This window comes from Pseudoduganella lutea (genome assembly GCF_004209755.1).
Classification (GTDB): Bacteria; Pseudomonadota; Gammaproteobacteria; order Burkholderiales; family Burkholderiaceae_D; genus Rugamonas; species Rugamonas lutea.
In genome coordinates, this window is the sequence record NZ_CP035913.1 from 4930264 (window position 1) to 4957226 (window position 26963).

The window sequence follows — 26963 nt, forward strand, 5'->3', positions numbered from 1 at the left end:
GCGCGCGGGCCGGTGCCATTTTGCGGCGAACCGGTACCTGTGCGCGCCAGAACGGGCACGCCGCTGCGCGCCCTGCTCGGCTAGAATCGATATTGCTGTTTCGTCACCACCGTTCCGAAAGTCCCATGCGCATCCGAACCCGCCTGCTGTTGCTGATCCTGTCGATCCTGTTTCCCGCCATCGTGGCGGCGTCGGTGGCGGTATGGTATGTGTACCAGGAGCAGCGCAAGGCGGAAGTGGCCGGCATGCAGGAGGCGGTGCGGGCACTGTCGCTGCTGGCGGACAGCGAGCTGCTGACGATGGAGGGCATCCTGCGCACGCTGGCCACGGTGCCGGCCCTGCAGCAGGGCGATTTCCGCGCCTTTCACGAGCAGGCCCGCCGGGTGGCGCCACCGGCATATTCGGTGATCGTCGTGACCGACCTGGAAGGGCGCCAGCTGCTCAACAGCCGGCAGCCGTTCGGCGGCGCGCCGGTGCAGGGCAAGTCGAACCTGATGGCACTGCGCCGCGCCGCCGGGCTGGAGGGGACGGTCGTTTCCGACCTGTTCGTCGCGCCCGTCGGCAAGCGACCCGATATCGCGGTGCAGGTCCCGGTGCGGATCGACGGCAAGCTGCGCTACTACCTGGCGATGGGCCTGGCGGCGGACCGGCTGGTACCGCTGCTGGTCCAGCAGGGTTTGCCGCCGGCGTGGACCGCGTCGCTGACCGACCGGCAGGGCCGCGTGATCGCGCGCAGCCGCGATGCGCACAAATATATCGGCATGAGCGTGCGCCCCGCGCTGCGCGCCCGCATCCAGGCCGGCGAACGGTCCGGCGTGCACCAGGGCGTCACGCTGTCAGGCATCGAGACGATGGCCTTCTTCAGCCGTGCGCCGCTGTCGGGCTGGACCGTGATCCTCAGCGTGCCGCTGGAAGAGATGCGCCGGCCGGCGATCTATGCGGCCACCGGGTTTGCCGCGATGACGCTGCTGATGCTGGCCCTGTCGATCGGCGGCGCCCACTGGTATGCCCGGCGCACTGCCGCGCCGATCGAGCAGCTGCGGCGCTGCGCGGAAGCGCTGGGCCGGGGCGAACCGGTCGTGGCGGTGGCGTCGGGCATGGCCGAAGCGGACGCCGTCAGCGCCGCGCTGGCCGACGCGGGCACCCGGATCCGCGACAACGAGGCGGAGCTGGAACGCAAGGTGGCCGAGGCGGTGGCCGCCGCCGAGCGCGCCCAGCGTGCGCTGCTGCAGGGCCAGAAGCTGGAAGCGCTGGGGCGCCTGACGGCGGGCATCGCCCACGATTTCAACAATGTGCTGCAAACCCTGTCCGGCGCGCTGCAACTGATTCCGCTCACGCACGACCGGGCACGCGTGCAGGCGCTGGCCGAAACGTGCCAGCGCGCCATCGCGCGTGCCACCACGCTGACGGGGCAGATGCGCTCCTTCGGCACGGTGCAGGATGCGCGGCTGGCCACCGTCGATCCCGTGACAGCCATCCACAATGTGCTGCCGATGCTGAAGAATGCGCTGCCGGACAGCGTGGAACTGTCGCTCGACCTGCCTGCCGCGCCGTGGCCGGTCACGATCGATCCGCTGCAGATGGAACTGGCCCTGCTCAATCTCGTCATCAATGCGCGCGATGCGATGCCGGCCGGCGGCAAGGTCGGCGTGGCACTGAGCAAGCAGGTGCTGCCGGGCCCGGCGCACGGGCTGGCACCGGGCGACTACCTGCGGTTGTCGGTCACGGATACCGGTACCGGCATGAGCCAGGAAACACTGGCGCACGCACTGGAACCGTTCTACACGACGAAAGGAGTGGACAAGGGCACCGGCCTGGGCCTGCCGCAAGCCTACGGCTTCGCGACCCAGTCGAACGGCACGCTGGTGCTGGACAGCGTGCCGGGTGCCGGCACCACGGTGACGATCTGGCTGCCGCGCGCGGCCGCCGACGCAACGGTGCAGGGCGCCAGCGCGCCGGCCGTACCGCCCGAACTGCAGTGCGCCGAGGGGCTGGTGCTGTTCGTCGAGGACGACCCGCTCGTGCGCGAGACGATGATGGCGGCACTGGCCACGGCCGGCTTCGAGGTGCAGGCCGCCGCCAGCGGCGAGGAAGCGCTGGCCGTGCTGGAGTCGGGGGCGCCGGTGCGCCAGCTGTGCTCCGACATCGTGATGCCCGGCGCGATCGGCGGCGTGGAACTGGCGCGTATCGTGCTGACGCGCTACCCGGAAGTGCGCATCGTGCTGGCCACCGGCTACACCGACAGCCGCGTCAGCCTGCCCGGCGTGCGCCTGCTGGCCAAGCCTTACGATATCGCGGAGTTGTTCCAGGCACTCAGGTAAAGCAAGCGAAAACCGATGCCGGACACCATTTCCTCTGGAAATAGTGTCCGGCACCCTGCATGGCCACTACGGCCGGCGCAGCGCCTCCGTCAGCACGCGGCCCTCGGCCCCGGCCGGCGCCCGCACCTGCAGCAGGGCGGCCAGCGTCGGCGCAATGTCCACCACCTCGGCATATTGCGTGTAGTTGCCTGGCGTGATCCACCGCTTGCCCATCATGATGAGCGGCACGCTCGTGTCGTAGCGGTACGGCGTGCCGTGCGTGGCGCCGCTGGTGCCCGAACCGAATGCCCAGTAGGCCCGTGGCACGACGACGATGTCGCCGGATTCGGCACGGTGCCAGCCGCGGCGCATCAGCAGGTCTTGCCGGGTGCCGGTGGCACCGCTCTCCTCGAAGCGCGTGCGGGTGTAGACGTCGGCGACGCCGGCCTGCGCCTGCAGCCATTTGCTGGCGGCCGCTTCCACGTCGGCGCGCCGGATGCCCGCCTTGTCGATCGCGGCCGTGTCGAGGTAGATGTTGGGCGGCACGGCGTTGACGATGGGCTTCAGGCCGTTGAAGGTCGCGGCCAGGTGCTGTTCCAGGCCGGCCAGCAGCTTCTTGCCGTCGATGCGGCCGGCATCGATGCGCTGCCGCTGCGAGAACTCGGCGCTGTTGGCGAAGCCGTGGTCGGCGGTCAGCACGATCATCCAGCCATCCGCGCCCACGCGCTTGTCCAAGTGGGTGAAGAAGCTGGCGAGCATGCGGTCCAGTCGCTGCAGATGGTCGTGCGACATCTTGCTTTCCGGGCCATGGCGGTGGTTCACGTAGTCATGGCCGGAAAGGCTCACGCCCAGCAGGTCCGGCACGCCGGCCGGGTTGGCGCCCAGCGCTTCGCCGTCGATGGCGGCGCGGGCGAAGTCCAGCGTCAGCTCATCCACGGCCGGGCCTTCCTTCAGCCGCTTGTAGTAATCGGCATCCGGCTTGCCGCTCTCGCCCCGGTAGGAGAACGAGAACGGCGGGCCTTCCGCATCGTTCGCATAGGCGCTGTCGGCCAGCAGCGGGCGCCACGTCTGGCCGTAGTAGCGGTCCTGCGGCTTGCCGGCCAGGTAAGCCTGCACCCATTGCGGGTGCTGCTGCATGTACCACGTGCTGCTGGCGAAATTGCCGCTGCCTTCCATGTACATGTACGCGGTGCCGCCCTTGCCGGCCAGCAGGATCGCACCGCGGTCCTTGCCGGATACCGCGATGACCTTGGCCCGGTTGCCCGTTGCGTAGCGCAGCTGGTCGCCCAGCGTATCCACGCGCAGCCGGGCGGGCGAGGTGCCGTCGCTCGGGTCGGTGTCCTCGCCGATGTACTGGTGGGTGCGGTCCTCGGTGCAGTAGACCGGCTGGCCGGTGGCCCGGTCGATCCAGTTGTTGGCGACGATGCCGTGCTGGTTCGGGTAGGCGCCCGTCAGGATGGCGGCATGGCCGACCGCGGTCACGGTGGTGCCATGCGCCTGGTGCGCATCGCTGAACCAGGCGCCGCCGTCGAGCAGCCGGCGGAAGCCGCCCTTGCCGAACTGGTCGCGGTAGCGCACCAGCTGTTCCTGCGGCAGGCCGTCGACGGCCATCACGACGACGAGCTTGGGGGCGGGGGCGGGCCTGGCCGGCGCCGCCGCGGCAGGCACGGATATCGACAGCAGCAGTGATGTCAGGAGCGGTGGCAGCAAGATCGCAGTTTTCATTTTCATGGTCATAAAACGGTCAGTCTTCCATGATGACAGATTCGCGTGCCGCCGCAATGGAATCGCTGTTACAAACGTTCACCAACTGGGGGCCGGCGGTTGTTGCGGATCGGTTAAAGTGCGCTCACCATTTCAACCAGGATTCACACAACGGGATCCAACCAAGGAGAGGCTCATGACCCTGATGAAAACCGTCGCCGCCGCGGCACTCGTGTTCAGCGCCGCGCAGGCGGGTGCCCAGGCCCAGGTGCCGACCACCGGCACCACCGTCATCATCCCCGCAACGGGCGAAGTGAAGGCGCCGAACGACCAGGCGATCGCCGTGCTGGCCGTCGAGGAGCAGGACAAGGACAAGGCCGCCGCCGCCTCGCGCGTCAACCAGAAGATGAAGCAGGGCCTCGACATCCTGAAGCGCGAAGATCCGCAGGCCAGCCTGAAGACGATGAACTACTACACCTACCCGGTGTACCCGGAAGACCGCCCGGTGCAGCCGATGGCGGCGAGCAAGCCGCGCGTGCCCACCGCTTGGCGCGTCGGGCACTACGTGGAAGTGAAGACCACCAATCTGGGCGGCTTGCCGAAGACCGTGGCCGCGGCGCAGAAGGTGCTCACGCTGAATGCGATCCAGTTCGGCCTCACGCCGGCCGCGACAAAGAAACTGGACGACCAGCGCATCGCCGCCACCTACAAGAACCTCAACGAACGCATCGCCTCGGTGGCGGGCGCGATGGGCCGGCCGGTAAGCGACGCCGTGCTCGATACGGTGGATTTCGAGGGGTCCGGCAATTATGCCGACCGCGAAGCCGGCGGCCAGGTGATGATGGCGATGAGCAAGCGGTCGATGGACTCGGCGGAAGTGGCCGAACCGTCGTTCGAGCCCGGCGAAACCACGTTGCAGATGCGCCTCGTGGGCAAGGTGCGCTTCCGCTGACGCTTCTGGTGGGTCACTTGGGCGACAGTGCGCCTGCATGCTCCTCTATAATAGGGTGCGCCCTGCCGGGTCAGCATGCCCGGCAGGAACAGAACAATAACGCAGCACTCAGGCATTCCATGGCTAAATTTCCCCGTCGCCGGCCCAAGGCCGGTGCCGCTCCCAACGGCAAGGCGCCGCGTCGCAGCGCATTCAGCAGGTTCGCCCGCAAGACCAACGAGCGGGGCGAACTCCAGCCGCGCCGCGGCATCTACCTGTTGCCGAACGCGTTCACGACCGGCGCACTGTTCTGCGGCTTCTATGCGATCGTGATGGCGATGAACCAGCGCTTCGAGCACGCCGCCTGGGCCATCTTCGTGGCGATGCTGCTCGACGGCCTCGATGGCCGCGTGGCCCGCCTCACCAATACGCAGAGCGAATTCGGCGCGCAATACGACAGCCTGTCCGACATGGTGTCGTTCGGCGCCGCACCGGCGCTCGTCATCTATGAATGGTCGCTGCGCGGCCTGGGCAAGCTGGGCTGGATCGCCGCCTTCGTCTACTGTGCCGGCGCCGCGCTGCGGCTGGCCCGCTTCAATACCAACATCACCGTCGTCGACAAGCGCTACTTCCAGGGCATGCCCAGCCCCTCCGCGGCGGCGCTGATCGCCGGCTTCGTGCTGGTCATGGTGGACATGGGCGAGCATGGCGTGTACTACCCGTGGGCATCGTGGGCGCTGGCGCTGTTCGCCGGCCTGACGATGGTGACCAACGTGCCGTACTACAGCTTCAAGGACATCAACTTCAAGAAGTCGGTGCCCTTCATCACCGTGTTCCTGATCGCGCTGGCGTTCACGCTGGTGTCGCTGGATCCGCCCAAGGTGATGTTCCTGCTGTTCGTGCTGTACGGCCTGTCCGGCTACGTGGTCTTCGCCGTGCGGCTGGCGAAAGGCAAGCCCGTGTCGATCGTGCAGGTCGACGAGGAAATCGACGAAAGCGACCGCCGCTGACCGGTGCCGGCAGGCGGCCAATCAAGGAGCAATGCATGAGCAACCGCCTGATTATTTTCGACACCACCCTGCGCGACGGCGAGCAGTCGCCGGGCGCTTCGATGACCAAGGAAGAAAAGATCCGCATCGCGCGCCAGCTGGAAAAACTGCGCGTGGACGTGATCGAAGCCGGCTTTGCCGCGGCCTCGCCCGGCGATTTCGAGGCCATCCGCGCCATCGCCGCCGCCATCAAGGATTCCACCGTCTGCTCGCTGTCGCGTGCCAACGACCGCGACATCGAACGCGCCGCCGAGGCGCTGGAGCCGGCGGCCCGGAAGCGCATCCATACCTTCATCGCCACCTCGCCGCTGCACATGAAGATGAAGCTGCGCATGGAACCCGAGCAGGTACTGGAGCAGGCCACGCAAGCCATCCGTTTTGCCCGCCGCTTCACCGACGACATCGAATTTTCCCCGGAGGATGGCAGCCGCTCCGAGGAGGATTTCCTGTGCCGCGTGCTGGAAACCGTGATCGCCGAGGGCGCCACCACGATCAATTTCCCCGATACCGTCGGCTATGCCGTGCCCGAACTGTTCGGCGAAACGATCCGCCGGCTGCGCGAGCGCATCCCCAATGCCGACAAGGCCGTGTGGTCGGTGCACTGCCACAACGACCTGGGCCTGGCCGTGGCCAATTCGCTGGCCGGCGTGATGATCGGCGGCGCGCGCCAGATCGAATGCACGATCAACGGCCTGGGCGAACGCGCCGGCAACACCGCGCTGGAAGAAGTGGTAATGGCGCTGCGCACGCGCGGCGGCTACTACAACCTCGAGTGCGGCATCGACACCACGCAGATCGTGGCCACCTCGAAGATGGTGTCGCAGATTACCGGCTTTGCCGTGCAGCCGAACAAGGCGGTGGTCGGCGCGAACGCGTTCGCGCATGCGTCCGGCATCCACCAGGATGGCATCCTGAAAGCGCGCGAAACCTACGAGATCATGCGCGCCGAGGACGTGGGCTGGACGGCGAACCGGATCGTGCTGGGCAAGCTGTCGGGCCGCAACGCCTTCAAGCAGCGCCTGCAGGAACTGGGCATCGAACTCGATTCGGAAAGCGACGTCAACGCCGCATTCGCCCGCTTCAAGGACCTGGCCGACCGCAAGGCCGAGATCTTCGACGAGGACATCATGGCCCTCGTTTCCACGGAAGAGCGGGAAGGGGGCGAGCACTACCGGCTGGTGTCGCTGTCGCAGCGCAGCGAAACGGGCGAACTGCCCCATGCGCGCGTCGTCTTCTCGGCCGGCGAACGCGAAGTCGCCTGTGAGGGCACGGGCGACGGCCCGGTCGACGCGATCGTCAACGCGATCGAAAGCGAGGCCCGCACCGGTGCCGAACTGGTGCTGTTCTCGATCGCCGCCATCAGCCCCAGCTCGCAGTCGCAGGGCGAAGTGACGATGCGCCTGTCGCAGGCCGGGCGCATCGTCAACGGCGTGGGCGCCGATCCGGACATCGTCGTCGCCTCCGCCAAGGCCTATCTCGCCGCGCTGAACAAGCTGCACGCGAAGGAACGCGTCAATCCGCAGACCGAGCGCATCTAGCGCCAGGCTTCGAGGCATGGTGTCAGACACTGTTTTCCGGGAGATTCATCCGGAAAACAGTGTCTGACACCGGTTTTTGTTAGAAGAATCCTTCCCGCGACTCCCGCAGCGGGTCCGGCCCCGCCATCATCTCGCGCACCTTGCCATCCCGGCTGAAGTGCACGTGCATCATCGAATCCCACACACCCGACTGCTTGTAGCGGTAGCTCCACACTTCGAGGTCGCGCCGCGACAGGTACATGGTTTCGGCCGGGTGGCCGAAGGTGTGCAGGATCGATGTCTTGTCATCGATGCCGAGCTTCACGCCAGCGAATTTTTCATCCGTGAGCACCTGCTCATAGGAGCGCAGCCGGCCATCGGCGCCGTAGCGCGCCATGTAGGTGAACTGGCCGAACGCGCCGGCGCCGTATTCGGCGATCGTTTCGCCGCCCGCCGTGAAGCGGGCACTGGGCTGGCCCAGGCGCGATTCGACGGCTGCCATCGGCTCGCCCGGCTGCGGAGGCGGGCCAAAGGCGCAGCCGCCCAGCAGCGCGGCGAACAGCACGGCGGGCATTGCTGGAATGATCATCTTTCTCATATCGCCTCCCGGGCTAATTGAACAATTGTAGTCAGAAGTTCGCATGGCCCGCACGAATTCCGTTATACTTGCGGGTCTGTCCGCATGGGCAGGCATATTCATTTAACGTAGTTCACGATGTACAGGGTTTCTTACTCCGCGCATCGCATGTGAAAGGTTCATCATGTCCGTAGAAAACATCAACAAATCCGCGATCATCGCGGACAACGCACGCGCCCAGAACGATACCGGCTCGCCAGAAGTCCAAGTTGCACTGCTGACCGCACGCATCAACGAACTGAACGGCCACTTCAAGGCCCACAGCAAGGATCACCACTCCCGCCGCGGCCTGATCATGATGGTCAACCGTCGTAAGAGCCTGCTGTCCTACCTGAAGAACAAGGACGCAACCCGTTACCGCGACCTGATCGCCAAGCTCGGTCTGCGTAAGTAATTTTTTGCATTCCCGGTTTTAGTCGAGATGCCTGCGCCAGTTCGCTGACGCAGGCATTTTGCATTCTGGATCATGATTTATTGCCAAGTGGAACGCACCTCGCGTTGCGCGCGGCACAGTAGAGCAGTAAGGCGCCGGGCATCAGCCAGCCGCCTGTGGTGAGGTGAACGACAGCGCCTGAAAATCTGTCGGCAAATAGAAAGGGATTACCCATGTTTAACAAAGTTACGAAAACCTTCCAGTACGGCCAGCATACCGTGACCCTGGAAACTGGCGAGATCGCTCGCCAGGCCTCCGGTGCGGTCCTGGTGTCGGTGGACGACACCGTCGTGCTGGCGACCGTGGTGGCGCGCAAGGATGCCAAGCCCGGCCAGGATTTCTTCCCGCTGACGGTCGACTACATCGAGAAGACCTATGCAGCTGGCAAGATCCCCGGCGGCTTCTTCAAGCGCGAAGGCCGTCCGTCGGAGAAGGAGACGCTGACGTCCCGCCTGATCGACCGCCCGATCCGCCCGCTGTTCCCGGAAGGTTACATGAACGAGGTGCAGGTCATCATCCACGTTCTGTCGGTCAATCCCGAAATCGACCCTGACATCGCTTCGATGATCGGTGCCTCCGCCGCCCTGTGCGTGGCCGGCGTGCCGTTCAACGGCCCGATCGGCGCCGCCCGCGTGGGCTACGCCAATGGCCAGTACATCCTGAACCCGACCACGACCCAGCTGAAGACGTCCGAGATGGACCTGGTGGTGGCCGGTACCGAAACCGCCGTGCTGATGGTGGAATCGGAAGCCAAGCAGCTGTCCGAGGAAATCATGCTGGGCGGCGTGGTCTATGGCCACGAGCAGATGCGCGCCGTGATCGACGCGATCCACGCGCTGGTGGAAGAAGGCGGCAAGCCGGAACAGGAATGGACCGCGCCGGCCAAGAACGAAGCGCTGATCGCCAAGGTCGCGCAGTTCGCCGAAGCCAAGATCAACGAAGCATACCAGACCAAGAACAAGCAGGCCCGCCAGCAGGCGCTGCGCTCGATGCAGAGCGAAGTGATTGCCGACCTGGCAGCGCAAGCCACAGCCGAAGGCACCGATGCACCGGATTCCGTTGAAGTGGGCAACATCCTGTTCGACATGGAAGCCAAGGTCGTGCGTTCGCAGATCCTGAACGGCGAGCCGCGCATCGACGGCCGCGACACCCGCACCGTGCGCCCGATCGCGATCCGCACGTCGGTCCTGCCGCGTACCCACGGTTCCGCGCTGTTCACCCGTGGCGAAACCCAGGCGCTGGTCGTGGCCACGCTGGGCACCGCCCGCGATTCGCAGAAGATCGACGCGCTGATGGGCGAGTACACCGACGACTTCATGCTGCACTACAACATGCCACCGTTCGCCACCGGCGAAACGGGCCGCGTGGGCACGCCGAAGCGCCGCGAAGTGGGCCACGGCCGCCTGGCCAAGCGCGCACTCGTTGCCGCGCTGCCGTCGCCGGAAGAGTTCAGCTACTCCGTGCGCCTGGTGTCCGAGATCACCGAATCGAACGGTTCCTCGTCGATGGCTTCCGTCTGCGGCGGCTGCCTGGCGCTGATGGATGCCGGCGTGCCGATGAAGGCGCACGTGGCCGGTATCGCCATGGGCCTGATCAAGGAAGGCGGCAAGTTCGCCGTGCTGTCCGACATCCTGGGTGACGAAGACCACCTGGGCGACATGGACTTCAAGGTGGCCGGCACCGCCAACGGCATCACGGCGCTGCAGATGGACATCAAGATCCAGGGCATCACCAAGGAAATCATGCAGGTCGCGCTGGCGCAGGCAAAAGAAGGCCGCCAGCACATCCTGGGCGAGATGCAGAAGGCGATGCCGCACGTGAAGACGGAACTGTCCGACTTCGCGCCGCGCCTTATCACCATCAAGATCAACCCCGAGAAGATCCGCGACGTGATCGGCAAGGGCGGCGCCGTCATCCGCGCGCTGACCGAGGAAACCGGCACGCAGATCGACATCAGCGACGAAGGCGTGGTCACCATCGCTTCCGTCGATGCCGCCGCCGGCCAGGAAGCCAAGCGCCGCATCGAAGAGCTGACCGCATCGGTCGAAGTGGGCAAGACCTACGACGGCACCGTGCTCAAGCTGCTGGACTTCGGCGCGATCGTGCAGGTCATGCCGGGCAAGGATGGCCTGCTGCACATCTCGCAGATCGCCAACGAGCGTGTGAACGCCGTTGCCGACTACCTGAAGGAAGGCCAGCAAGTGCGCGTGAAAGTCCTGGAAACGGACGATCGCGGCCGCCTGAAGCTGTCGATGAAGGCTGCCGCCGAAGAAGGCGCCGCTGCCAAGTAATCGTCCTTCCTGGATGACCGAAACCGCCGGTGCGCAAGCCCGGCGGTTTTTTTTTAGAGGATTGCCACAGCATCGCCGCAGCGAAAGCCGCTATGCTCCGTTCCGGTCCAACTAACCGGGAGCATCACGATGAGCAAGGCCCTTCGTCTTTCTGAAAAATGGTTCCAGCGCGGCCTATGGCTGGTGGCTTTCCTGTTTGCAGGCTTCCTGATCGGCCTGGGTGGCAAGATCGTCGACAACCTCAATCTCGTCGAGGAACCGATTGAGCTGGAGCAATTCATCGATCATGCAAAGCTGGCATCCGTGCGCGAAACGATCGAGGTTGCCCAAAGAAACGAGAAAGCCGCCGACGATGCGCTGGAGCAGGCCGCGCAACAGCACAGGGTCGCGAAGGCCAATACGGAGTCATCGCGCGAAACATTCAACAACTGGCTGTCGACGCGCCATGCCACCGCCCGGCCCGACCAGGATCCGGATCTCATCGCGCGCACGCGGCAGCTCGATGGCCTGGCCGCGGCGGAGCACAAGGCGTTGACCGGCGTGCAGGAACAGGAGCAGCTCCAGCTCAATGCGCGCCAGGCGCGCGTTGCGGCTTACACGCAACTGCAATCGCTCGAAGCGGCTGCGCAGCCATCGTACGAACGTGCCTTGCACATGCGCGAACTGCGCGTGTTTGCCTACCGCCTCGCGCTGACCCTGCCGCTGCTGCTGGTCGCCGGCTGGCTGTGGAAGACCAAGCGCAAGAGCACGTGGTGGCCGTTCGTGTGGGGCTTCATCTTCTTCGCGCTGTTCGCGTTCTTCGTCGAACTGGTGCCCTACCTGCCCAGCTACGGTGGCTACGTGCGTTACGTGGTCGGCATCCTGCTGACGGTGATCGTCGGCCGGCAAGCCATCCTTGGCCTGCAGCGCTACCTGGAACGGCAGCGCGCCGCCGAGGCGCTGCCGGATACGCAGCGCCGCGAAAACCTCGGCTACGACATCGCGCTGGCTCGGATGGGGAAGGGCGTCTGCCCCGGCTGCGAGCGCGGGGTCGACCTGAAGGACCCGAAGATGGACTTTTGCCCGCACTGCGGCATCGGCCTGTTCAACCACTGCACCGCGTGCACGGCGCGCAAGAACGCCTTCACCCGCTTCTGCTACAGCTGCGGCACCGAGGCCTCCTCGCAAAAAGCGTAACGTGGCGAAATATTGCCCAAAACCGGGCTCTGACCCTAATGCCGTTACGTTAGTGCTTGGCTGGCCTATTGATCCGCATGCAGACACCCCAAAAGCGAAGGGCTGGGGTCAGACCCGGCGGGTCTGACCCCGGAATCTGCCTCTGGGTTTGGTTTATCTGAACGGCATTAGGGTCTGACCCCGGTGTCAGGAAATGTTACTGCCAGGCCAGCTGAGCGGTTGGTTGTGCAGCCTTGAGTCGCACAGGCAAAGCGGCGCGGGCCGGGGCCTGCTGGTCCAGCTGGAACACGGCAACGGTCTGCTCCAGCGTGGCAGCCTGTTCCTGCAGGGCGCCGGCGGCGGCGGCGGCTTCCTCGACCAGCGCGGCGTTCTGCTGCGTGACCTGGTCCATCTGCGTGACGGCATCGTTGATCAGGTCGATGCCCGAGCTCTGCTCGGCGGTGGCCGTCTGGATCTCGGCCATGATATCCGCCACGCGGGCGATGCCGGTCACGATCTCGTCCATCGTGTTGCCGGCCTGGCCGACCAGGGTCGAGCCGGTTTCGACGCTCGCGACCGACTCGGCGATCAACGTCTTGATTTCCTTGGCGGCGGCAGCCGAGCGCTGCGCCAGCGTGCGCACCTCGCTGGCCACCACGGCAAAGCCGCGGCCCTGTTCGCCGGCGCGGGCTGCTTCCACGGCGGCGTTCAGCGCCAGGATATTGGTCTGGAAGGCAATGCTGTCGATGACGGCGATGATGTCCTCGATCTTTCGCGACGAGGTGGTGATGGCGCCCATCGTGTCGATCACCCGGGCTACGATCTGGCCGCCCTGCTGGGCCACCTGCGACGCCGAGACGGCCATGGTGTTGGCCTGGCGCGCATTGTCGGCGTTCTGGCGCACGGTCGACGTCAGCTCTTCCAGCGACGATGCCGTTTCTTCCAGGCTGGCCGCCTGCTGCTCGGTGCGGCGCGACAGGTCCATGTTGCCGTCGGCGATCTCGTTGCTGGCCACGGCGATCGAGCCGCTGCCTTCGCGCACGGTGCGCACGGTTTCGGCAAGCTTGTCCTGCATGCTGGCCAGGCCTTTCATCAGCGTGCCCATTTCGTCATGGCGGGTCGTATCGATACGGCGCGACAGGTCGCCGGCTGCCATCGCGTCGAAATGTTCCAGTGATTCGCGCAGCGGGCCCATAATGGCGCGCATCAGCGTTGCGCAGGCCACGAAGATCAGGACGATGCCCGCGACGACCGCGCCGATCGATAGCGCCATCACGGTGCCGTACAGGCGCTGGCTCTCCTTGAAGTTGCTTTGCGCGAGATGCGTGAGGTGCTCGTCGAGCTCGTCCGACGCGTCGCTGTAGGCGGAAAACAGCTTTTGCATGTCGTGCATGGCGAGATGGTCGACACGCGCGGCATCGCCATCGCGCAGCGCCTGCGCCAGCGCATGCAGGCCTTTGTCGATCAGGTCCTTGCGCGTTGCCGCCACCTTGTCCGACAGTGCCTGTTCCGCCGCTTCCAGCGGCAAGGCGAGGTACTCCTTCCAGGCGGTGTCCGATTTGGCCACGAACTCGCCGGCGCGCTTGAGCAGGGCCGGCACTTCGGCAGACTCCGGATGGAAGACCGCGCGATCCTGTACCAGCCGTGCGCGCATCAGCTGCGCTTTTGCAGCGGCGACGGCCTGTGCCGACGCCATCTGGTTGCTGTAAGTCTGTTCGAGGGCGGCGTTGACGGAGTGGACGCCATAGATGCCCACGGTGCCGGTAACGGCAATCAGCAGCCCAAGGATGGCCATCGTGGCGATGAGGCGGGTACGAATGGAAAGACGATTCAACATGGCATTTGCGTGAATGAGCAGGGCGCACGGCCCGGGAGGTCGGTTCGCCAGGATGCCTGGCGGGCGTATGCGCGGGGACATGGCGCGATGCTGCCGAAATTCCGGTAGGGATGGGGCGGGAGGCGGGCAGGAGGTTGGGGCCGTCTCGTTCCGGGAGCGAAGGCCCCAACCTTAACATGGGTGTTGATGCAGCGCAACATCAAGGGTCATACGATGTCGTATGAATGTTGCGTTTTTGCGTGACGGCAGCGCGCCTGCGCGCGATGCCGATCACTTGCCCGTATTGCCCGTATAAGTCACGCGGTAGATCTTGCCCGCATGGTCATCGGAAATGAGCATGGCACCATCCGGGGCGATGGCAATGTCCACCGGCCGGCCGCTCACGTCGTCACCCTGCAGGAAGCCGTCGATGAACGTCGTCGTCGATACTTCCTGGTTGCCCTGCAGCGTCACGAGGCTGACCTTGTAGCCGATCTTCTGCGTGCGGTTCCACGAGCCATGTTCGGCCACGAACACCTGGTTGCGGTATTGCGACGGGAATTGCGTGCCCGAGTAGAAGGCCAAGCCGAGTGGCGCCACGTGGGGGCCCAATTTCGCCACCGGCGGCGTGAACTGCGCGCAGCTGCGGCCGGCGCCGAATTTCGGGTCCGGCACCACCCCGCCATGGCAGTACGGGAAGCCGAAGTGCATGCCCGCCTTCGGCGCCACGTTCAATTCGCACGACGGGTTGTTGTCACCCATTTCATCGGGGCCGTTATCGGTGAACCACAAGTCCTTCGTGACCGGGTGCCACGCAAAGCCGACGGTATTGCGGATGCCGTTGGCGACCATTTCCCAGCCGGTGCCGTCCGGGTTCATGCGCCAGATCTTCGAGTAGACCTCGTCGTCCTTGTCGCAGGTATTGCAGGGCGAGCCGACGGGGATGTACAGCTTGCCGTCCGGACCGGCCTTGATGATCTTCTCGCCATGCCATTTATCGTTCGGCAGGTCATCCTTCACCACCTTGTAGGCCGGCTTGTTCGCGTAGTTCCTGTCGATCGCGTCGAAGCGGATCACGCGCCCGATCTCGGCCACGTACAGCGCGCCGTCCAGCAGCGTGACGCCGATCGGGTTGTCCAGCCCGGATGCGATGGTGACGACCTTGTCGGCCTTCCTGTCGCCGTTCTCGTCGACCACCGCGTACACCTTGCCGGCCTTGCGCGAGCCCACGTACACGATGCCGCCAGGCGACACGGCCATCGAGCGAGCCGTGTCCACGTTCTCGGCATACACGGCAATCGAAAAGCCCTTCGGCAGCGTCAGGCGGGCCAGGCCGTCGTCCTGGCCGGATTGCACTGTGTCTGATTGCGCTACCACCGGCGCCGCGGCCGTGGCCTTGCGTCCGCCTGGCGCCACGTAATCGGCCAGCGCGGCGATCTGCGCCTTGTCGAGCGTGCCTTCCCAGCCGGGCATGCCCTTGTCCGGCAAGCCCTTGGCGATGATCTTCGACAGGTTGGCCCGCGTTGGCGTGCCGTGCAGCCACTGCTTGTCCGCCAGGCTGGGGGCCGTCGCGCCTTCCAGTTTCACGCCGTGGCATGACGCGCAATTGTTCTGGTAAAGGCGGGCGGCATCGGGCAACCGGGCCGCGGACGGCGCGGCATGCGCGGCGGTGGCCAGGCCAAGCAGGGCCAGGGGCAAGGCAAACTTCATCGAATACTCCGGTGGGGTTGTAAATCCCGCCATCATAAACTCAAGCGTTGCCCACCTCCAGCAGTGATGCGATATCGGCCACGGTGGGGGCGTGGCGCCCGCGCCGATGCAGGCCGCGGCGCCCGCCGCGGCGGCGAAGCGCAGGTGCTCCGCGGGCGTGCGATCGGGAGCCGCCAGCTGGCTGTACGCGAAACCGGCGATGCTGGCGTCCCCGGCGCCCACGGTGTCGGCCACCTTCACATTGAAGGCCGGCGTGTGCCATGCCGCATCGCCCACGTGCAGCGATGCGCCATGTTCGCCGCGCGTATACAGGAACTGTGCCTGCGGGTTGAAACCGCGCAGCGTGGCGAACGCGCCTTCGATGTCGTCGGTGCGGAACAGGCCTGCCAGGTCCTCGTCCGACACCTTGACCACGTCGGCCAGCGCCGTCATCGCGCGCAGCGTGGGGTCGTAGCGCGCGTCCATCAGCAGCCGCCAGTTCGGGTCGTAGCTGATGCGGATGCCGGCGCGCTTCGCTTCCCGCGCCAGCTCCACCAGCCGGCCAGCCAGCGGCTGGCGTGCCAGGCTGATGCCGCCGAAATGCATCCAGCGGCAGTGCGTGCGCCATTGTCCCGGCAACGCCTGCGGGTCGAAGTGCAGGTCGGCGCTGTCGTCGCCCACGAAGAAATACGTGGGCGGCGAGAGCCGGTGCACGACTGCCAGCAGTGGCGATTTGTCCAGCCGCTGCAGGAAGCGGGCGTCGAGCCCCGAGGCCATCGATGCCTCCCACAGCGCGTCGCCGAACACATCGCGGCTGATGGCGCCGGCAAACGCGGTGGGCACGCCCAGCTTGGCCATCGCCCGGGCCACGTTCCACGTCGAGCCGCCGGTGCGCGCGGCCCATTGCATGTGCGCGGCGTCGGCCACGATCAGGTCCGTCAGCGCTTCGCCGGCCGAGATGAAGACGGGTTCGTTCATTTCAGCACCGCCAGCACTTCATAGCAGGCACCCATCGTGTGGTAGTCGGTCTTGCCGGCCGGGCTTTTCTCGTCGGTCAGCCTGGCATTGTCCGGGCCCAGGATGCGGTACCAGGCGCCATGCACGTGGTCGACAAAATGCTCCCAGCTGTATTGCCAGATGCGGTCGTACCAGTCCCAGTAGCGCTGCTCGCCGGTGCGCGCGGCCAGCAGGGCGGCGGCGGCGAAGCTTTCCGCCTGCACCCAGAAGTATTTGTGGCCATCGCAGATCGCACCGTCCGGCGCGAAACCGTAGTGGATGCCGCCGTGCCGTTCGTCCCATGCCTTCGCCAGTGCGGCATCGAAGAAGTGGACCGCGCGCGGCAGCAGCCAGTCGGACGGGCCGGCCAGCTGGCTCGCATGGCGTTCCAGGATGAGCAGCAGTTTCGCCCACTCGGTCAAGTGGCCCGGCTGGTAACCCCACGGGCGGAAGATGTTGGTGCTGTCATGGCGGTTGTAGTCGCCATCGACCGACCAGTCTTCCCGGTAGTGTTCCCACACCAGGTCATCCGCCAGTGCCGCCTGGCGCACCGCGATGTTGCGCGCCAGCGTTTCGGCGCGGTGCAGGTAACGCACGTCCGCGGTGGCATCGAACGCGGCCAGCATCGCTTCGCACGAGTGCATGTTGGCGTTTTGTCCGCGGTAGGGCGACACTTCCCAGCCGGCCGACGCTTCATCCGCATACAGGCCGTGTTGCGGCTCCCAGAAGCGCCGCTCCATCAGTTCGTACGTTTCCTCGAGCCAGCCGCGCGCCTCCGCCACGCCGGCCTGCAGCGCATGCGCATAGGCCAGCACCACGAAGGCCAGGCCATAGCAGTGGTTCGTGGCGTCGGTCACGGTCTTCACGCCGTCGCGCCAATCCAGTTCCCATGCATAGCCGCCGGTGGCCGGGTCCCGGTGCACGTCGCGCAGGAAGGCAAGGCCATGGCGCACGCGCTGGAGGTCCGCCTCTTCATGGAAGTGGCGATACGCCATCGCGTAATTGAAGACAAAGCGCGTGCTGCTCACCAGGTGGCGTGTGTGGGCGTCGTAGACGGTGCCGTCGTCCTTGTAGAAGTGATAGAAGCCGCCGCGGGCATCGACCGAGCGGGGATCGTAGAAATTGCGGGTGTCGCGGATATGCCGCAGCAACGTTTCGCGGGAATGAAAATCTGGTAACATCGATTGTCCGTTTCAAGAGGTTTTTCCGCAGCACCCGCGCCATGGCCGGCATCGGGATCGCGCCAGCGGAAATCGTTTCATATCGTGTGCCCCTGGCATCGCGGATTCGCGGATCACGCGTGCGGGTCATTTCATGGGCAAACAGCCGCCCCTCCGCGGCCCTTCGGCTGCGGCTTTACTGCGCAATGCGTACAAGTTCGTGGTGGTGGCGGTTCCCCCGATCAGTCAAGCCCGCTGCCAGGTCGGCAGGCAAGCCAGCAGCTAAGCCAGCAGCGAGCCCGGCACCTGGGTCAGCAGACGGTGCTGGTGCGCACCACCAGCTCGACCGGCGCAACCTTTTCCACGGCCTCGCCGGCGCGGCCGTTCAGCAGCAACTCCACGCCCAGCGCCCCCAGTTCCTTCTTGTTGATGCGCAGCGTCGTCAGCGGCCGGTGGCCCAGCACCGCCGTCGAGATATCGTCGAAGCCTACGATGGCCACGTCGTGCGGCACCTTCAGGCCTTTCGCCAGGCAGCAGCGCATCGCCACCAGCGCGGCGCTGTCGTTGTAGCAGAACACCGCGTCCGGCGGTTTCGGCAGTGCGAGCAGCGTTTCCATCGCTTCCCATGCCCCCTGTTCCAGGTCCACGCCATCGGGCAGCGGCGCTTCCAGCCGGGGATCGGCCAGGATGCCGGCATCGAACAGCGCCTGCCGGTACCCGCGCGCGCGCTCGCGGATGCTGTAGTGCGACAGCGACCCGCAGATGAAGCCCACGCGCTCCCGCCCGCGTTCGATCAGGTGCTTCGTGGCCAGGTAGCCGCCCATCATGTTGTCCGGATTGACCGAGCTGTAGCCGCGCAGCTTCATGTCGATCAGCACGATCGGCTTGCCGGTGGCGCGCAGCGCCGACAGCAGTTCGGGTTCGAAGAAACCGGCGCACACGATGGCGTCCGGTGCATGCATGCGCAGCTGGTCCACCAGGCCATCGGCCGGGCCGACCGCCATGAACGACAGCACGATGCCCTGCTTGCGGCACGCTTCCTCGGCGCCGTGCAGCACGGGCGAGTAGAACGGGCTGCTGGCGGCCGTGTTGTGCTGGCGGTGCAGCAGGAACGTGAGGCGCCGCAGCCGCTTGGGCCGCAGCTTGCAGAAGTCGTAGCCCAGGTCGCGGGCCGTTTCCAGCACTTTCTGGCGCGTGACCTCGGTCAGCCCCGGCTCGTTCTTCAGGGCCCGCGAGATCGTTCCCGCCGAAACGCCGGCGGCGCGCGCGATGTCGCGGATCGTGACGCCGCCCTGCGCGACGGTGGCGGCCGTCATGGACGGCTCCCCGCTGGAAATGTGCTCATGGATTCGCCTCCGTTGTGGTTGAGCGGGCACCGGGCCTGGTGGCCCCGACCGCTCTTTATGGCCACAGTCTTGCACAGCCGCTCGGCCATGGTCAAACAACCAGGGGCCCGGGCGCGGCAGTTTAGTCGCATTTACTAAACAAGGTGGGCAAGCATGCCCCATGCTGCGGCGCGCCATGGCAAAGGGCGGGCAGGGCTGTTTAGTGAACGACGCTAAACTAGGCCCGTTTTACCGATCATGTTTGACCGGCCATGCACGCTTATGGAGAATCGTTGCCATAACAACACCCGGCCTTTCGCCGGATACCAGGAGACAATCGATGGCACAGATGTCACCCGCGGCCCTTGGGCCGCAGGGCAGCGCTCCCGCGCAGCCCCAGCAAACCTTCCCCCTCGTCGTGATCACCGTGCTGTTCTTCATGTGGGGCTTGCTCACATCGCTGAACGACGTGCTGATCCCCCACCTGAAGTCGGTCTACACGCTGAACTACGTGCAGGCGATGCTGGTGCAGTTCTGCTTCTTCGGCGCGTATGCCATCGTGTCGCTGCCGGCCGGCGCCCTGATCCGCCGCATCGGCTACAAGCGCGGCGCCGTGGCCGGGCTGATGGTCGCGGCGCTCGGCTGCGCGCTGTTCTACCCGGCGGCAACGAGCGGCTACGGGCTGTTCCTGTTCGCCTTCTTCGTGCTGGCCGCCGGCATCACCGTGCTGCAGGTGGCGGCCAATCCGTTCGTGACGGTATTGGGACCGCCGGCCACGGCATCGAGCCGGCTGACGCTCACGCAGGCATTCAATTCCCTGGGTACGACGATCGCGCCGGCACTCGGCGGCATGCTGATCCTGGGTGGCGTCATGGCCGAATTCGATGTCAGCCAGCTGTCCGGCGAGGCGCTGGCGCGTTACCGGCTTTCCGAAGCGGCAGCCGTGCAGGGCCCGTATCTCGCGCTGGCCGCCGCGTTGCTGGTGCTGGCCGTCTTGTTCGCACTGGTCCGGCTGCCGGCGATCACCCACGCCGACGACACGCCGCGGACGGCCGGCGGCTCCGTGCTCGCGCACCGCCACCTGGTACTGGGCGCGATCGGCATTTTCCTCTACGTGGGCGGGGAAGTGGCGATCGGCAGCTTTTTGATCAACTTCATCGGCGAGCCGCAGATCGCCGGCCTGGATCACGGCGCGGCGGCGAAATATGTCAGCTATTACTGGGGCGGCGCGATGATCGGCCGCTTCATCGGCTTTGCCGTGATGCGCAGGGTAAGCCCCGGCAAGGCGCTGGCGTTCAACGCCATGGCCAGCATCATGCTGCTGCTGGTGGCGATCTTCGGCTCCGGCGCAACGGCCATGTGGGCGGTGATCGGCGTGGGCCTGTTCAACTCGATCATGTTCCCGACGATCTTCAGCATGGCGCTGTACCGCCTCGGCGCGCAGACGGGGCAGGGCTCCGGCATCCTGTGCATGGCCATCGTGGGCGGCGCCATCGTGCCGTTCGTGCAAGGGGCGCTGGCCGATGCGATCGGGCTGCAATGGTCGTTCTTCGTGCCGGCCGCCTGCTATGTCTTCATCCTGTACTTCGGCATCCGCTACGCGCGCATGTATGTAGACCAGTGAATGTCGGCCAGTGAATGTCGAGCAATGAACATCGACCAATAAGCGTCGACCGATAAGCGTCGGCAATGAGCGCCGACCAACAAGCGAGAGAGAAATCCATGAAGCACGACGCAGCAATCCTGCTGGCGCTGGCGGCACTGCCATGCCTGGCCGCGGCAGCCGAGTCGGCCCGGCCCTGGCTGGACAAGAGCCTGGACCCCGACCGGCGCGCCGCGCTGGTCCTCAAGGAAATGACGCAGAAGGAAAAGCTGAACTGGGTGTCGAGCCATTTCGGCGCGGACCACGGCGGCAACAAGACAAAGAAGGTGCCCGAAGCGCTCCCGTTCTCGGCCGGCTACGTGCCGCCGCTGCCGCGCCTGGGCCTGCCCGCGCTGTTCCTCACCGATGCCGGCATCGGCGTGGCCACGCAAAACACCACCACGCCGCGCGAGCGCACCGCGCTGCCCTCCGGCATCGCCACGGCGGCCACGTGGAACCGCAAGCTGGCCTATGAAGGCGGGCGGATGATCGGCTTCGAGGCGCGCGCATCCGGCTTCAATGTGATGCTGGCCGGCGGCATGAACCTGATGCGCGAACCGCGCAACGGCCGCAATTTCGAGTATGGCGGCGAAGATCCCTTGCTGGCCGGCGTGATGGTGGCCGAGCAGGTGCGCGGCATCGAGTCGAACCACGTCATTGCGACGATCAAGCACTACGCGCTGAACGCCCAGGAAACCGGAAGGTTCGAGCTCGATGCCCGCATCGACCCGGCGGCGCTGCGCATGTCCGACCTGTTCGCGTTCCAGGTGGCGCTGGAAATGACGGATGCGGGATCGTTCATGTGCGCCTACAACCGCCTCAACGGGCCGTACGGCTGCGAGCACCCGTGGCTGCTGAACACCGTGCTGAAGGGCGACTGGGGCTTCAAGGGCTTCGTGATGTCCGACTGGGGCGCCACGCACAGCACGGTGGAAGCGGCCAATGCGGGACTGGACCAGCAGTCGGGCTTTGAATTCGACCGGTCCCGCTACTTCGGCGGCGCGCTCGAGGAAGCGGTGGAAAGCAATTTCGTGCCGCAGAAACGGCTCGACGACATGGCATTGCGGATCCTGCGCACGATGTTCGCGAAAGGCGTCGTCGACCATCCGGTGAAGGAGGGTGGGGCGATCGACTACGACGCCCATGGCCGCATCAGCCAGGCCGATGCCGAGGAAGGCATCGTACTGCTGAAGAACGCCGGCAAGCTGCTGCCGCTGTCGACGTCCGCGAAGAAGATCGTCGTCATCGGCGGTCATGCGGACAAGGGCGTGCTGGCCGGCGGCGGTTCGTCGCTGGTGTATCCGCGCGGCGGCAATGCCGTGCCCGGCCTGCTGCCGGCCACCTGGCCGGGGCCGATCATGTATTACCCGTCGTCGCCATTGAAGGCGATCCAGGCCCGCGTGCCGGGTGCCCAGGTGGCATTCGACGATGGCACCGATCCGGCCAGGGCGGCCCGCCTGGCGGCGGGTGCGGACGTGGTGCTGGTGTTCGCCACGCAGTGGGTGGGCGAAGCGCTGGACGCGACGTCGCTGGCGCTGCCCGACAACCAGGATGCGCTGATCGCCGCCGTTGCCGCCGCCAACCCGAAGACGGCCGTGGTGCTGGAAAACAGCGGGCCTGTGATGATGCCCTGGGTGGACCGGGTGGCCGGCGTCGTCGAGGCATGGTATCCGGGCACGAATGGCGGCGAGGCGATCGCCCGCGTGCTGTTCGGCGAAGTCAATCCGTCCGGCCGGCTGCCCGCCACGTTCCCCGCTGCCGAGTCGCAGTTGCCGCGGCCGAAGCTGGACGGCGACCCGGCAAAGCCAGAAGAGCGCTTCACCGTCGATTACCACGAGGGCGCCGCCGTCGGCTACAAGTGGTTCGACCTGAAGGGTTACAAGCCGCTGTTCCCGTTCGGCCACGGCCTGTCGTACACGCAGTTCGGCTATTCGGACCTGAAGGCGCAGCTGGTCGACGGCAAGGTGCAGGTGCGCTTCACCGTCACCAATACCGGCGGCGTGGCCGGGAAGGACGTTCCGCAGGTGTACGTGTCGCCTTTGTCGGCGAAATGGGAATCGCCCAAGCGCCTGGCCGGCTGGGACAAGGTGGACCTGGCACCCGGTGCCAGCACCAGCGTGACACTGTCGATCGACCCGCGCCTGTTCGGCATGGTGAGGGGCAGCGCCAGCACGTGGCACGTGGCCGGTGGCCGCTACCAGGTGAAGCTGGCCCGCCATGCGCAGGATGATGCGGCGCGCACCGTAACGATTCAATTGCCTGCCCAGGTGCTGGACGCGGCAGGCCACCCCCTGAAGACAAAAACGAAAGGATGACGATGAAAAAAGTGATCGCACTGGCAGCCTCGCTGCTGATGATGGGCGTGGTACCTGTTGCCTCGGCGGCGGCCCCCGACTTCGTGGCCGTGAAAAAGACGCAGTTCACCCGCAATGGCCATCCGTACTACATCGCCGGCGCCAACTTCTGGTATGGCGCCTACCTCGGCGCCAACGATCGTCCGCGGCTGCTGAAGGAACTCGATACGCTCAAGGCCATGGGCATCAACAACCTGCGCGTGCTGGCCGTTTCCGAGAAGACGGACATGAAGAGCGCCGTGCGCCCCGCTACCACGAACGAACCGGGCAAGTACGACGAGCGGCTGCTGGCGGGCATGGATTTCCTGCTGGCCGAGATGGGCAAGCGCGACATGACGGCCGTGATCTACCTGAACAACTTCTGGCAATGGTCGGGCGGCATGACGCAGTACCTGAACTGGTTTGCCGGCACGCCCGCGCTCGACCCGAACGTGACGAAGGACTACGAGACCTACATGCGCGAGACGGCGCGCTTCTACACGAACGAGAAGGCGCAGGCCGAGTACCGCAACGTGATCCGCACCTTCATCAACCGCAAGAACACGGTGACCGGCAAGCCGTATGCGGGCGACCCGGTGATCATGTCGTGGCAGCTGGCCAATGAGCCGCGCCCCGGCAATGCCAGCTCGACGCCGCAGGAAAAAGAGATCTACGTGAAATGGATCGCCGACACGGCCGCCTACATCCGTGGCCTCGACAAGAACCACCTGGTCAGCACCGGCAGCGAAGGCCTGGCCGGTTCGGCGCACGATGCCGCGCTGTTCGAGAAGGCGCACGCGTCGAAGGATGTCGACTATTTGACCTATCACCTGTGGCCGAAGAACTGGGGCTGGATCGACTCGAAGCGGGTCGATGCCACGTGGAGCGGCGCGCTGGAGAAGAGCAGCCACTACCTGAACGTGCACATCGACTATGCGAAGAAGATGGGCAAGCCGATCGTGCTGGAAGAATTCGGTATGGACCGCGACGGCGCGTCGTTCGACATCAAATCGTCGACGAAAGTGCGCGACCGCTTCTACAAGGTGGTGTTCGATGTCGTCGTCGGCCGCGCCGAGAAGGGCGATCCGGTTGCCGGCTTCAACTTCTGGGCATGGGGCGGCGCGGGCCGCGCGGCCAATGCCGACTACTGGTGGAAGGAAGGCAACGACCTGATGGGCGACCCGCCGCAGGAAGAGCAGGGCCTGTATTCCGTGTTCGATACCGACAAGTCGACGATCGCGCTGATCCGCCAGTACGCCGATCGCCTGCACGCGCTCGAGCGCAAGTGAAGAGAATCGGCAGTGTGAAGCCGGCGCGCACGGTGCGGCCCGCCCCGGCTGATGGCCCCGTGAACGATGCTGGCGGGGTATCATCCCGCCATCCGTTCACGTACTCACAGGAGATGAAGTTGGAGATGAAGGCGATTTTTCTGGCGGCGCTGGCCGCGTTGGGATTTGCAGGGTCGGCAGGCGCGGCACCGCCGGAGGGGCGCTCGTGCGCGCTGAACGTGGAACCGCGCACGGTGGAATACCCATGGATGTCGATCGCGCGCTGGAACGAGATGAACGATGGCCTGAAGGCGCGTGCCGCGCAGGGCGATGTGGACGTGCTGTTCCTCGGCGATTCGATCACCGAGATGTGGGACAGGAAGGCGTGGGACAGCCGCTTCGGCAAGTACCGCGCGGCGAACTTCGGCATCGGTGGCGACCATACCGGCAACGTGCTGTGGCGCCTGAAGAACGACGGCATGGACAAGCTGCGGCCGAAGGTCGTGGTGCTGCTGATCGGCGTGAACAACTTCGGCCTGTGCAATGAGCAGCCGGAGCAGGTAACGCGTGGCGTGAAGGCCGTCGTCGCGGAACTGCGCGCGCTGTATCCGGATGCCAGGATCCTCCTCAACGGCATCCTGCCCAACGGGGAACTGGCGAACGACGAGCGCCGCGCGAAGGCGAAGGCCGTGAACCGCGAGATCGCCGCCCTGGACGATGGCCGCCATGTGTTCTTCCGTGACTACGGCTCGCGCTTCCTGCAGCCGAACGGCGATATCGCGAAAGAGACGATGGCGGACTTCCTGCACCTGACGCCGCAGGCCTACGTGACGTGGGCGGATGCGATGGGGCCGGATATCGAGACCTTGATGCGCGAAACATCGACGCGCGACAAGCCCGCCCGATGATGCTTCCGGGGCGATGGCTTGCCGCCGGCGCCACGCTTGCCGCGCTGTGCGGCGGTGCGGGTGCCGCCGAGGTAGTGCTGGCCGGTGGCGATGCCGTTGCCCGAATGGGGCGAATGGTCGATACCGCTGATGGCGGCGTGCGCTTTGCTTATCCGGGTGTGTCGTCGTTCCTCCGATTCGACGGGCGCGAGCTGGTTCTCGACGCCTCGACGACAGGGGACAGCAGTTACCTGGACGTGATCGTCGACGGCACGTTCGCGCAGAGCGTGCACGTGCCCCGCGGCCGTGCCTTCCATGTACTGGCGAGCGGCCTGCCGGCCGGGCCGCACACGGTGCAGGTGCTGCACCGCTCCGAAACATGGCATGGTGTCGTCACGCTGCACGGCTTCACGACCGATGGGCATGTGCTCGCACCGCCCGCGCTGCCGTCGCGCCGCGTGCTGTTCCTGGGCGACTCCGTCACCTGCGGCGAAGCGCTCGAACGCACGCCCCCGGGGCCGAAGCAGCCCGTGTGGTGGAACCCGCGCCTGTCCTACGGCATGCTGGCCGGCGCCGCGCTTGGCGCCCAGGTCCAACTCGTGTGCCACGGCGGCCGCGGCCTGGTGCGCAGCTGGAACGGCCGCACCGACGAATTCAACCTTGACCGTTTCTACGAACTGGCCATCGCCGCGCCCGACGCGCCCGCGCCATGGCACCAGCAGCGCTACGCGCCCGACCTGATCGTCAGCGCGATCGGCACCAATGATTTCAACGGGGGCATTCCCGACCGCACGCAATACGTGGACGCCTACGTCGCCTTCGTCCACACGCTGCTGCGCGACCATCCGCAGGCCCGGATCGTGCTCACCGAAGGCGCCATCCTCCACGGCGACAAGAAAGCCGCGCTGACCGCATACATCGCCGCCGTCATCGCCCGCACCGGCAACCCGCGCGTGCACCACATCCCCTCCCGCCACTACCCCGGCGACGCCCAGGACGCCCACCCCACCCGCGACCAGCACCAGCAAATGGCCGATGACCTCGTCCCACCGCTGCGCCAACTGATGAGCTGGTAGCAAAACAACACCGGGGACAGTCCCTCCAAGGGGGACAGTCCCCAGATTTTTTACAACAGTTGCTGCGACAATTTCTCCTGTGCCTGAAATACTGTCGAGCTACGAGATTTTTATAAAGCTTTCAGAGGGGGCGGTTGCCGGTAACCGCGCGCCGGATCAGGTGGAGGTCGCCAGGCGAGATGGCGTCGGCAAACAAGCCTCGATATGCTTCGTAGCGTTTCGATGCGTGTGCGTTGAGGCTCAAGTACGTCGTGTGCGGGATCAGCAACTCGTCGGCCAATAGACCCGCGTTGCCGGAGTAACTCGACCAGCGATACCTGGACGGTGCGTCCACCATGCTTGCGCGTACGGGATTGAGTTCGATGTAGCGCTGGCACGTCAAGAAATACCGATCGGTCGTTACAGGCGACGAGTAATAGCGCCCTTGCCACACACTACCGCTCCGACCGCAGCGCCGGTTCAAGTACTGCGCATAGTTTTGCGCAATATTTTTCATCAATATCGGCAACTGGACTACGTCCTCTATCGACGCCAGCAGATGCACGTGATTTGTCATCAAGACATAAGCGTGGATCGACGCGTCATAGGTTCGGCCAAATTCGTCGAGCCATTCAAGATAATGCGAATAATCCGAGCGCTGGAGGAAGCATGGCTGGCGGTTATGGCTGCGCTGAATGATGTGATGGGGGTATCCCGGCAACAGGAGTCTGGCGTGGCGTGGCATGGGGAGCTCCGTCTAAAAAACTCAACAGTG

At 65.7% G+C, this 26963-nt stretch carries 19 protein-coding genes; 12 read left to right on the top strand and 7 right to left on the bottom strand.

Annotation, left to right across the window (positions count from 1 at the left end; genetic code table 11):
- The first annotated feature begins 125 nt into the window (after positions 1–125).
- Complete coding sequence (locus EWM63_RS21070; RefSeq protein ID WP_130188292.1) at positions 126–2321, top strand: hybrid sensor histidine kinase/response regulator; 2196 nt, start codon at positions 126–128, stop codon at positions 2319–2321.
- Positions 2322–2387: 66 nt separating this feature from the next.
- On the opposite strand, the gene EWM63_RS21075 is transcribed toward EWM63_RS21070, so the two are convergent.
- Positions 2388–4025, bottom strand: coding sequence for an alkaline phosphatase family protein (locus tag EWM63_RS21075; RefSeq protein WP_229487405.1), 1638 nt, complete (start codon positions 4023–4025; stop codon positions 2388–2390).
- A gap of 175 nt (positions 4026–4200) precedes the next feature.
- Here EWM63_RS21075 and EWM63_RS21080 point away from each other — a divergent pair, with 175 nt between their 5' ends.
- From EWM63_RS21080 to EWM63_RS21090, 3 genes are all read left to right on the top strand, one after another.
- The gene (locus tag EWM63_RS21080) at positions 4201–4956 is read left to right on the top strand and encodes an SIMPL domain-containing protein (RefSeq protein WP_130188294.1); all 756 of its coding nucleotides are present in this window, start codon (positions 4201–4203) and stop codon (positions 4954–4956) included.
- Between the two features lie 119 nt (positions 4957–5075).
- Positions 5076–5945, top strand: coding sequence for a CDP-diacylglycerol--serine O-phosphatidyltransferase (gene pssA, locus EWM63_RS21085; protein ID WP_130188295.1), 870 nt, complete (start codon positions 5076–5078; stop codon positions 5943–5945).
- 35 nt (positions 5946–5980) lie between these two features.
- On the top strand, positions 5981–7522 hold the full coding sequence (locus tag EWM63_RS21090; protein WP_130188296.1) for a 2-isopropylmalate synthase: 1542 nt from the start codon (positions 5981–5983) through the stop codon (positions 7520–7522).
- A 79-nt stretch (positions 7523–7601) separates the two neighbouring features.
- On the opposite strand, the gene EWM63_RS21095 is transcribed toward EWM63_RS21090, so the two are convergent.
- Positions 7602–8090, bottom strand: a complete 489-nt coding sequence (locus EWM63_RS21095) for a hypothetical protein (RefSeq protein WP_229487406.1) — start codon at positions 8088–8090, stop codon at positions 7602–7604.
- Positions 8091–8262: 172 nt separating this feature from the next.
- Here EWM63_RS21095 and rpsO point away from each other — a divergent pair, with 172 nt between their 5' ends.
- The 3 genes from rpsO to EWM63_RS21110 all read left to right on the top strand — a co-directional run bounded on the left by rpsO (position 8263) and on the right by EWM63_RS21110 (position 12038).
- Complete coding sequence (gene rpsO, locus EWM63_RS21100) at positions 8263–8532, top strand: 30S ribosomal protein S15 (RefSeq protein WP_130188298.1); 270 nt, start codon at positions 8263–8265, stop codon at positions 8530–8532.
- 212 nt (positions 8533–8744) lie between these two features.
- Positions 8745–10862, top strand: a complete 2118-nt coding sequence (gene pnp, locus EWM63_RS21105; RefSeq protein WP_130188299.1) for a polyribonucleotide nucleotidyltransferase — start codon at positions 8745–8747, stop codon at positions 10860–10862.
- 129 nt (positions 10863–10991) lie between these two features.
- Positions 10992–12038, top strand: coding sequence for a serine endopeptidase (locus EWM63_RS21110; RefSeq protein WP_130188300.1), 1047 nt, complete (start codon positions 10992–10994; stop codon positions 12036–12038).
- Positions 12039–12234: 196 nt separating this feature from the next.
- On the opposite strand, the gene EWM63_RS32960 is transcribed toward EWM63_RS21110, so the two are convergent.
- The 4 genes from EWM63_RS32960 to EWM63_RS21135 form a co-directional block, all read right to left on the bottom strand.
- Positions 12235–13854, bottom strand: coding sequence for a methyl-accepting chemotaxis protein (locus EWM63_RS32960; RefSeq protein WP_130188301.1), 1620 nt, complete (start codon positions 13852–13854; stop codon positions 12235–12237).
- A gap of 270 nt (positions 13855–14124) precedes the next feature.
- The gene (locus EWM63_RS32485) at positions 14125–16500 is read right to left on the bottom strand and encodes a PfkB family carbohydrate kinase (protein ID WP_229487407.1); all 2376 of its coding nucleotides are present in this window, start codon (positions 16498–16500) and stop codon (positions 14125–14127) included.
- The gene (locus tag EWM63_RS21130) at positions 16497–17699 is read right to left on the bottom strand and encodes an AGE family epimerase/isomerase (RefSeq protein WP_130188302.1); all 1203 of its coding nucleotides are present in this window, start codon (positions 17697–17699) and stop codon (positions 16497–16499) included. Before EWM63_RS21130 ends, EWM63_RS32485 begins: the two co-directional genes overlap by 4 nt.
- 290 nt (positions 17700–17989) lie before the next feature.
- Positions 17990–18994, bottom strand: coding sequence for a LacI family DNA-binding transcriptional regulator (locus EWM63_RS21135; RefSeq protein WP_130188303.1), 1005 nt, complete (start codon positions 18992–18994; stop codon positions 17990–17992).
- A gap of 358 nt (positions 18995–19352) precedes the next feature.
- Here EWM63_RS21135 and EWM63_RS21140 point away from each other — a divergent pair, with 358 nt between their 5' ends.
- The 5 genes from EWM63_RS21140 (at position 19353) to axe2C (ending at position 26209) form a co-directional block, all read left to right on the top strand.
- On the top strand, positions 19353–20627 hold the full coding sequence (locus EWM63_RS21140) for a sugar MFS transporter (RefSeq protein WP_207221351.1): 1275 nt from the start codon (positions 19353–19355) through the stop codon (positions 20625–20627).
- Between the two features lie 98 nt (positions 20628–20725).
- Positions 20726–22960 carry a glycoside hydrolase family 3 C-terminal domain-containing protein gene (locus EWM63_RS21145; protein WP_165390883.1) on the top strand — a complete coding sequence of 745 codons (2235 nt, stop codon included), beginning with the start codon at positions 20726–20728 and terminating at the stop codon, positions 22958–22960.
- Positions 22961–22962: 2 nt separating this feature from the next.
- Positions 22963–24267 (top strand): glycoside hydrolase 5 family protein, encoded by a 1305-nt coding sequence (locus tag EWM63_RS21150; RefSeq protein ID WP_130188306.1) that lies wholly within the window; start codon positions 22963–22965, stop codon positions 24265–24267.
- A 125-nt stretch (positions 24268–24392) separates the two neighbouring features.
- A complete protein-coding gene (locus EWM63_RS21155) occupies positions 24393–25154 on the top strand; it encodes a GDSL-type esterase/lipase family protein (RefSeq protein WP_207221127.1) in 762 nt (253 codons plus the stop codon).
- Positions 25151–26209: a bifunctional acetylxylan esterase/glucomannan deacetylase AxeC2 gene (gene axe2C / locus EWM63_RS21160; protein WP_229487408.1), complete on the top strand. Its 1059-nt coding sequence runs from the start codon at positions 25151–25153 to the stop codon at positions 26207–26209. Before EWM63_RS21155 ends, axe2C begins: the two co-directional genes overlap by 4 nt.
- 121 nt (positions 26210–26330) lie before the next feature.
- On the opposite strand, the gene EWM63_RS21165 is transcribed toward axe2C, so the two are convergent.
- Positions 26331–26933: a transposase gene (locus EWM63_RS21165; RefSeq protein WP_130188307.1), complete on the bottom strand. Its 603-nt coding sequence runs from the start codon at positions 26931–26933 to the stop codon at positions 26331–26333.
- Positions 26934–26963: the final 30 nt, after the last annotated feature.

What these genes read in the sequence shown, in the direction of transcription:
- EWM63_RS21140 (WP_207221351.1), top strand. Translation starts at nt 19,353, where the DNA reads ATGTCACCCGCGGCCCTTGGGCCGCAGGGCAGCGCTCCCGCGCAGCCC.
- EWM63_RS21165 (WP_130188307.1), bottom strand. Translation starts at nt 26,933, where the DNA reads ATGCCACGCCACGCCAGACTCCTGTTGCCGGGATACCCCCATCACATC.
- EWM63_RS21155 (WP_207221127.1), top strand. Translation starts at nt 24,393, where the DNA reads ATGAAGGCGATTTTTCTGGCGGCGCTGGCCGCGTTGGGATTTGCAGGG.
- EWM63_RS21135 (WP_130188303.1), bottom strand. Translation starts at nt 18,994, where the DNA reads ATGACGGCCGCCACCGTCGCGCAGGGCGGCGTCACGATCCGCGACATC.
- EWM63_RS21145 (WP_165390883.1), top strand. Translation starts at nt 20,726, where the DNA reads ATGAAGCACGACGCAGCAATCCTGCTGGCGCTGGCGGCACTGCCATGC.
- EWM63_RS21095 (WP_229487406.1), bottom strand. Translation starts at nt 8,090, where the DNA reads ATGATCATTCCAGCAATGCCCGCCGTGCTGTTCGCCGCGCTGCTGGGC.
- rpsO (WP_130188298.1), top strand. Translation starts at nt 8,263, where the DNA reads ATGTCCGTAGAAAACATCAACAAATCCGCGATCATCGCGGACAACGCA.
- EWM63_RS21150 (WP_130188306.1), top strand. Translation starts at nt 22,963, where the DNA reads ATGAAAAAAGTGATCGCACTGGCAGCCTCGCTGCTGATGATGGGCGTG.
- EWM63_RS21090 (WP_130188296.1), top strand. Translation starts at nt 5,981, where the DNA reads ATGAGCAACCGCCTGATTATTTTCGACACCACCCTGCGCGACGGCGAG.
- EWM63_RS21080 (WP_130188294.1), top strand. Translation starts at nt 4,201, where the DNA reads ATGACCCTGATGAAAACCGTCGCCGCCGCGGCACTCGTGTTCAGCGCC.
- pnp (WP_130188299.1), top strand. Translation starts at nt 8,745, where the DNA reads ATGTTTAACAAAGTTACGAAAACCTTCCAGTACGGCCAGCATACCGTG.
- EWM63_RS21075 (WP_229487405.1), bottom strand. Translation starts at nt 4,025, where the DNA reads ATGAAAACTGCGATCTTGCTGCCACCGCTCCTGACATCACTGCTGCTG.
- EWM63_RS21070 (WP_130188292.1), top strand. Translation starts at nt 126, where the DNA reads ATGCGCATCCGAACCCGCCTGCTGTTGCTGATCCTGTCGATCCTGTTT.
- EWM63_RS21130 (WP_130188302.1), bottom strand. Translation starts at nt 17,699, where the DNA reads ATGTTACCAGATTTTCATTCCCGCGAAACGTTGCTGCGGCATATCCGC.
- EWM63_RS32960 (WP_130188301.1), bottom strand. Translation starts at nt 13,854, where the DNA reads ATGTTGAATCGTCTTTCCATTCGTACCCGCCTCATCGCCACGATGGCC.
- EWM63_RS21110 (WP_130188300.1), top strand. Translation starts at nt 10,992, where the DNA reads ATGAGCAAGGCCCTTCGTCTTTCTGAAAAATGGTTCCAGCGCGGCCTA.
- pssA (WP_130188295.1), top strand. Translation starts at nt 5,076, where the DNA reads ATGGCTAAATTTCCCCGTCGCCGGCCCAAGGCCGGTGCCGCTCCCAAC.
- EWM63_RS32485 (WP_229487407.1), bottom strand. Translation starts at nt 16,500, where the DNA reads ATGAACGAACCCGTCTTCATCTCGGCCGGCGAAGCGCTGACGGACCTG.
- axe2C (WP_229487408.1), top strand. Translation starts at nt 25,151, where the DNA reads ATGATGCTTCCGGGGCGATGGCTTGCCGCCGGCGCCACGCTTGCCGCG.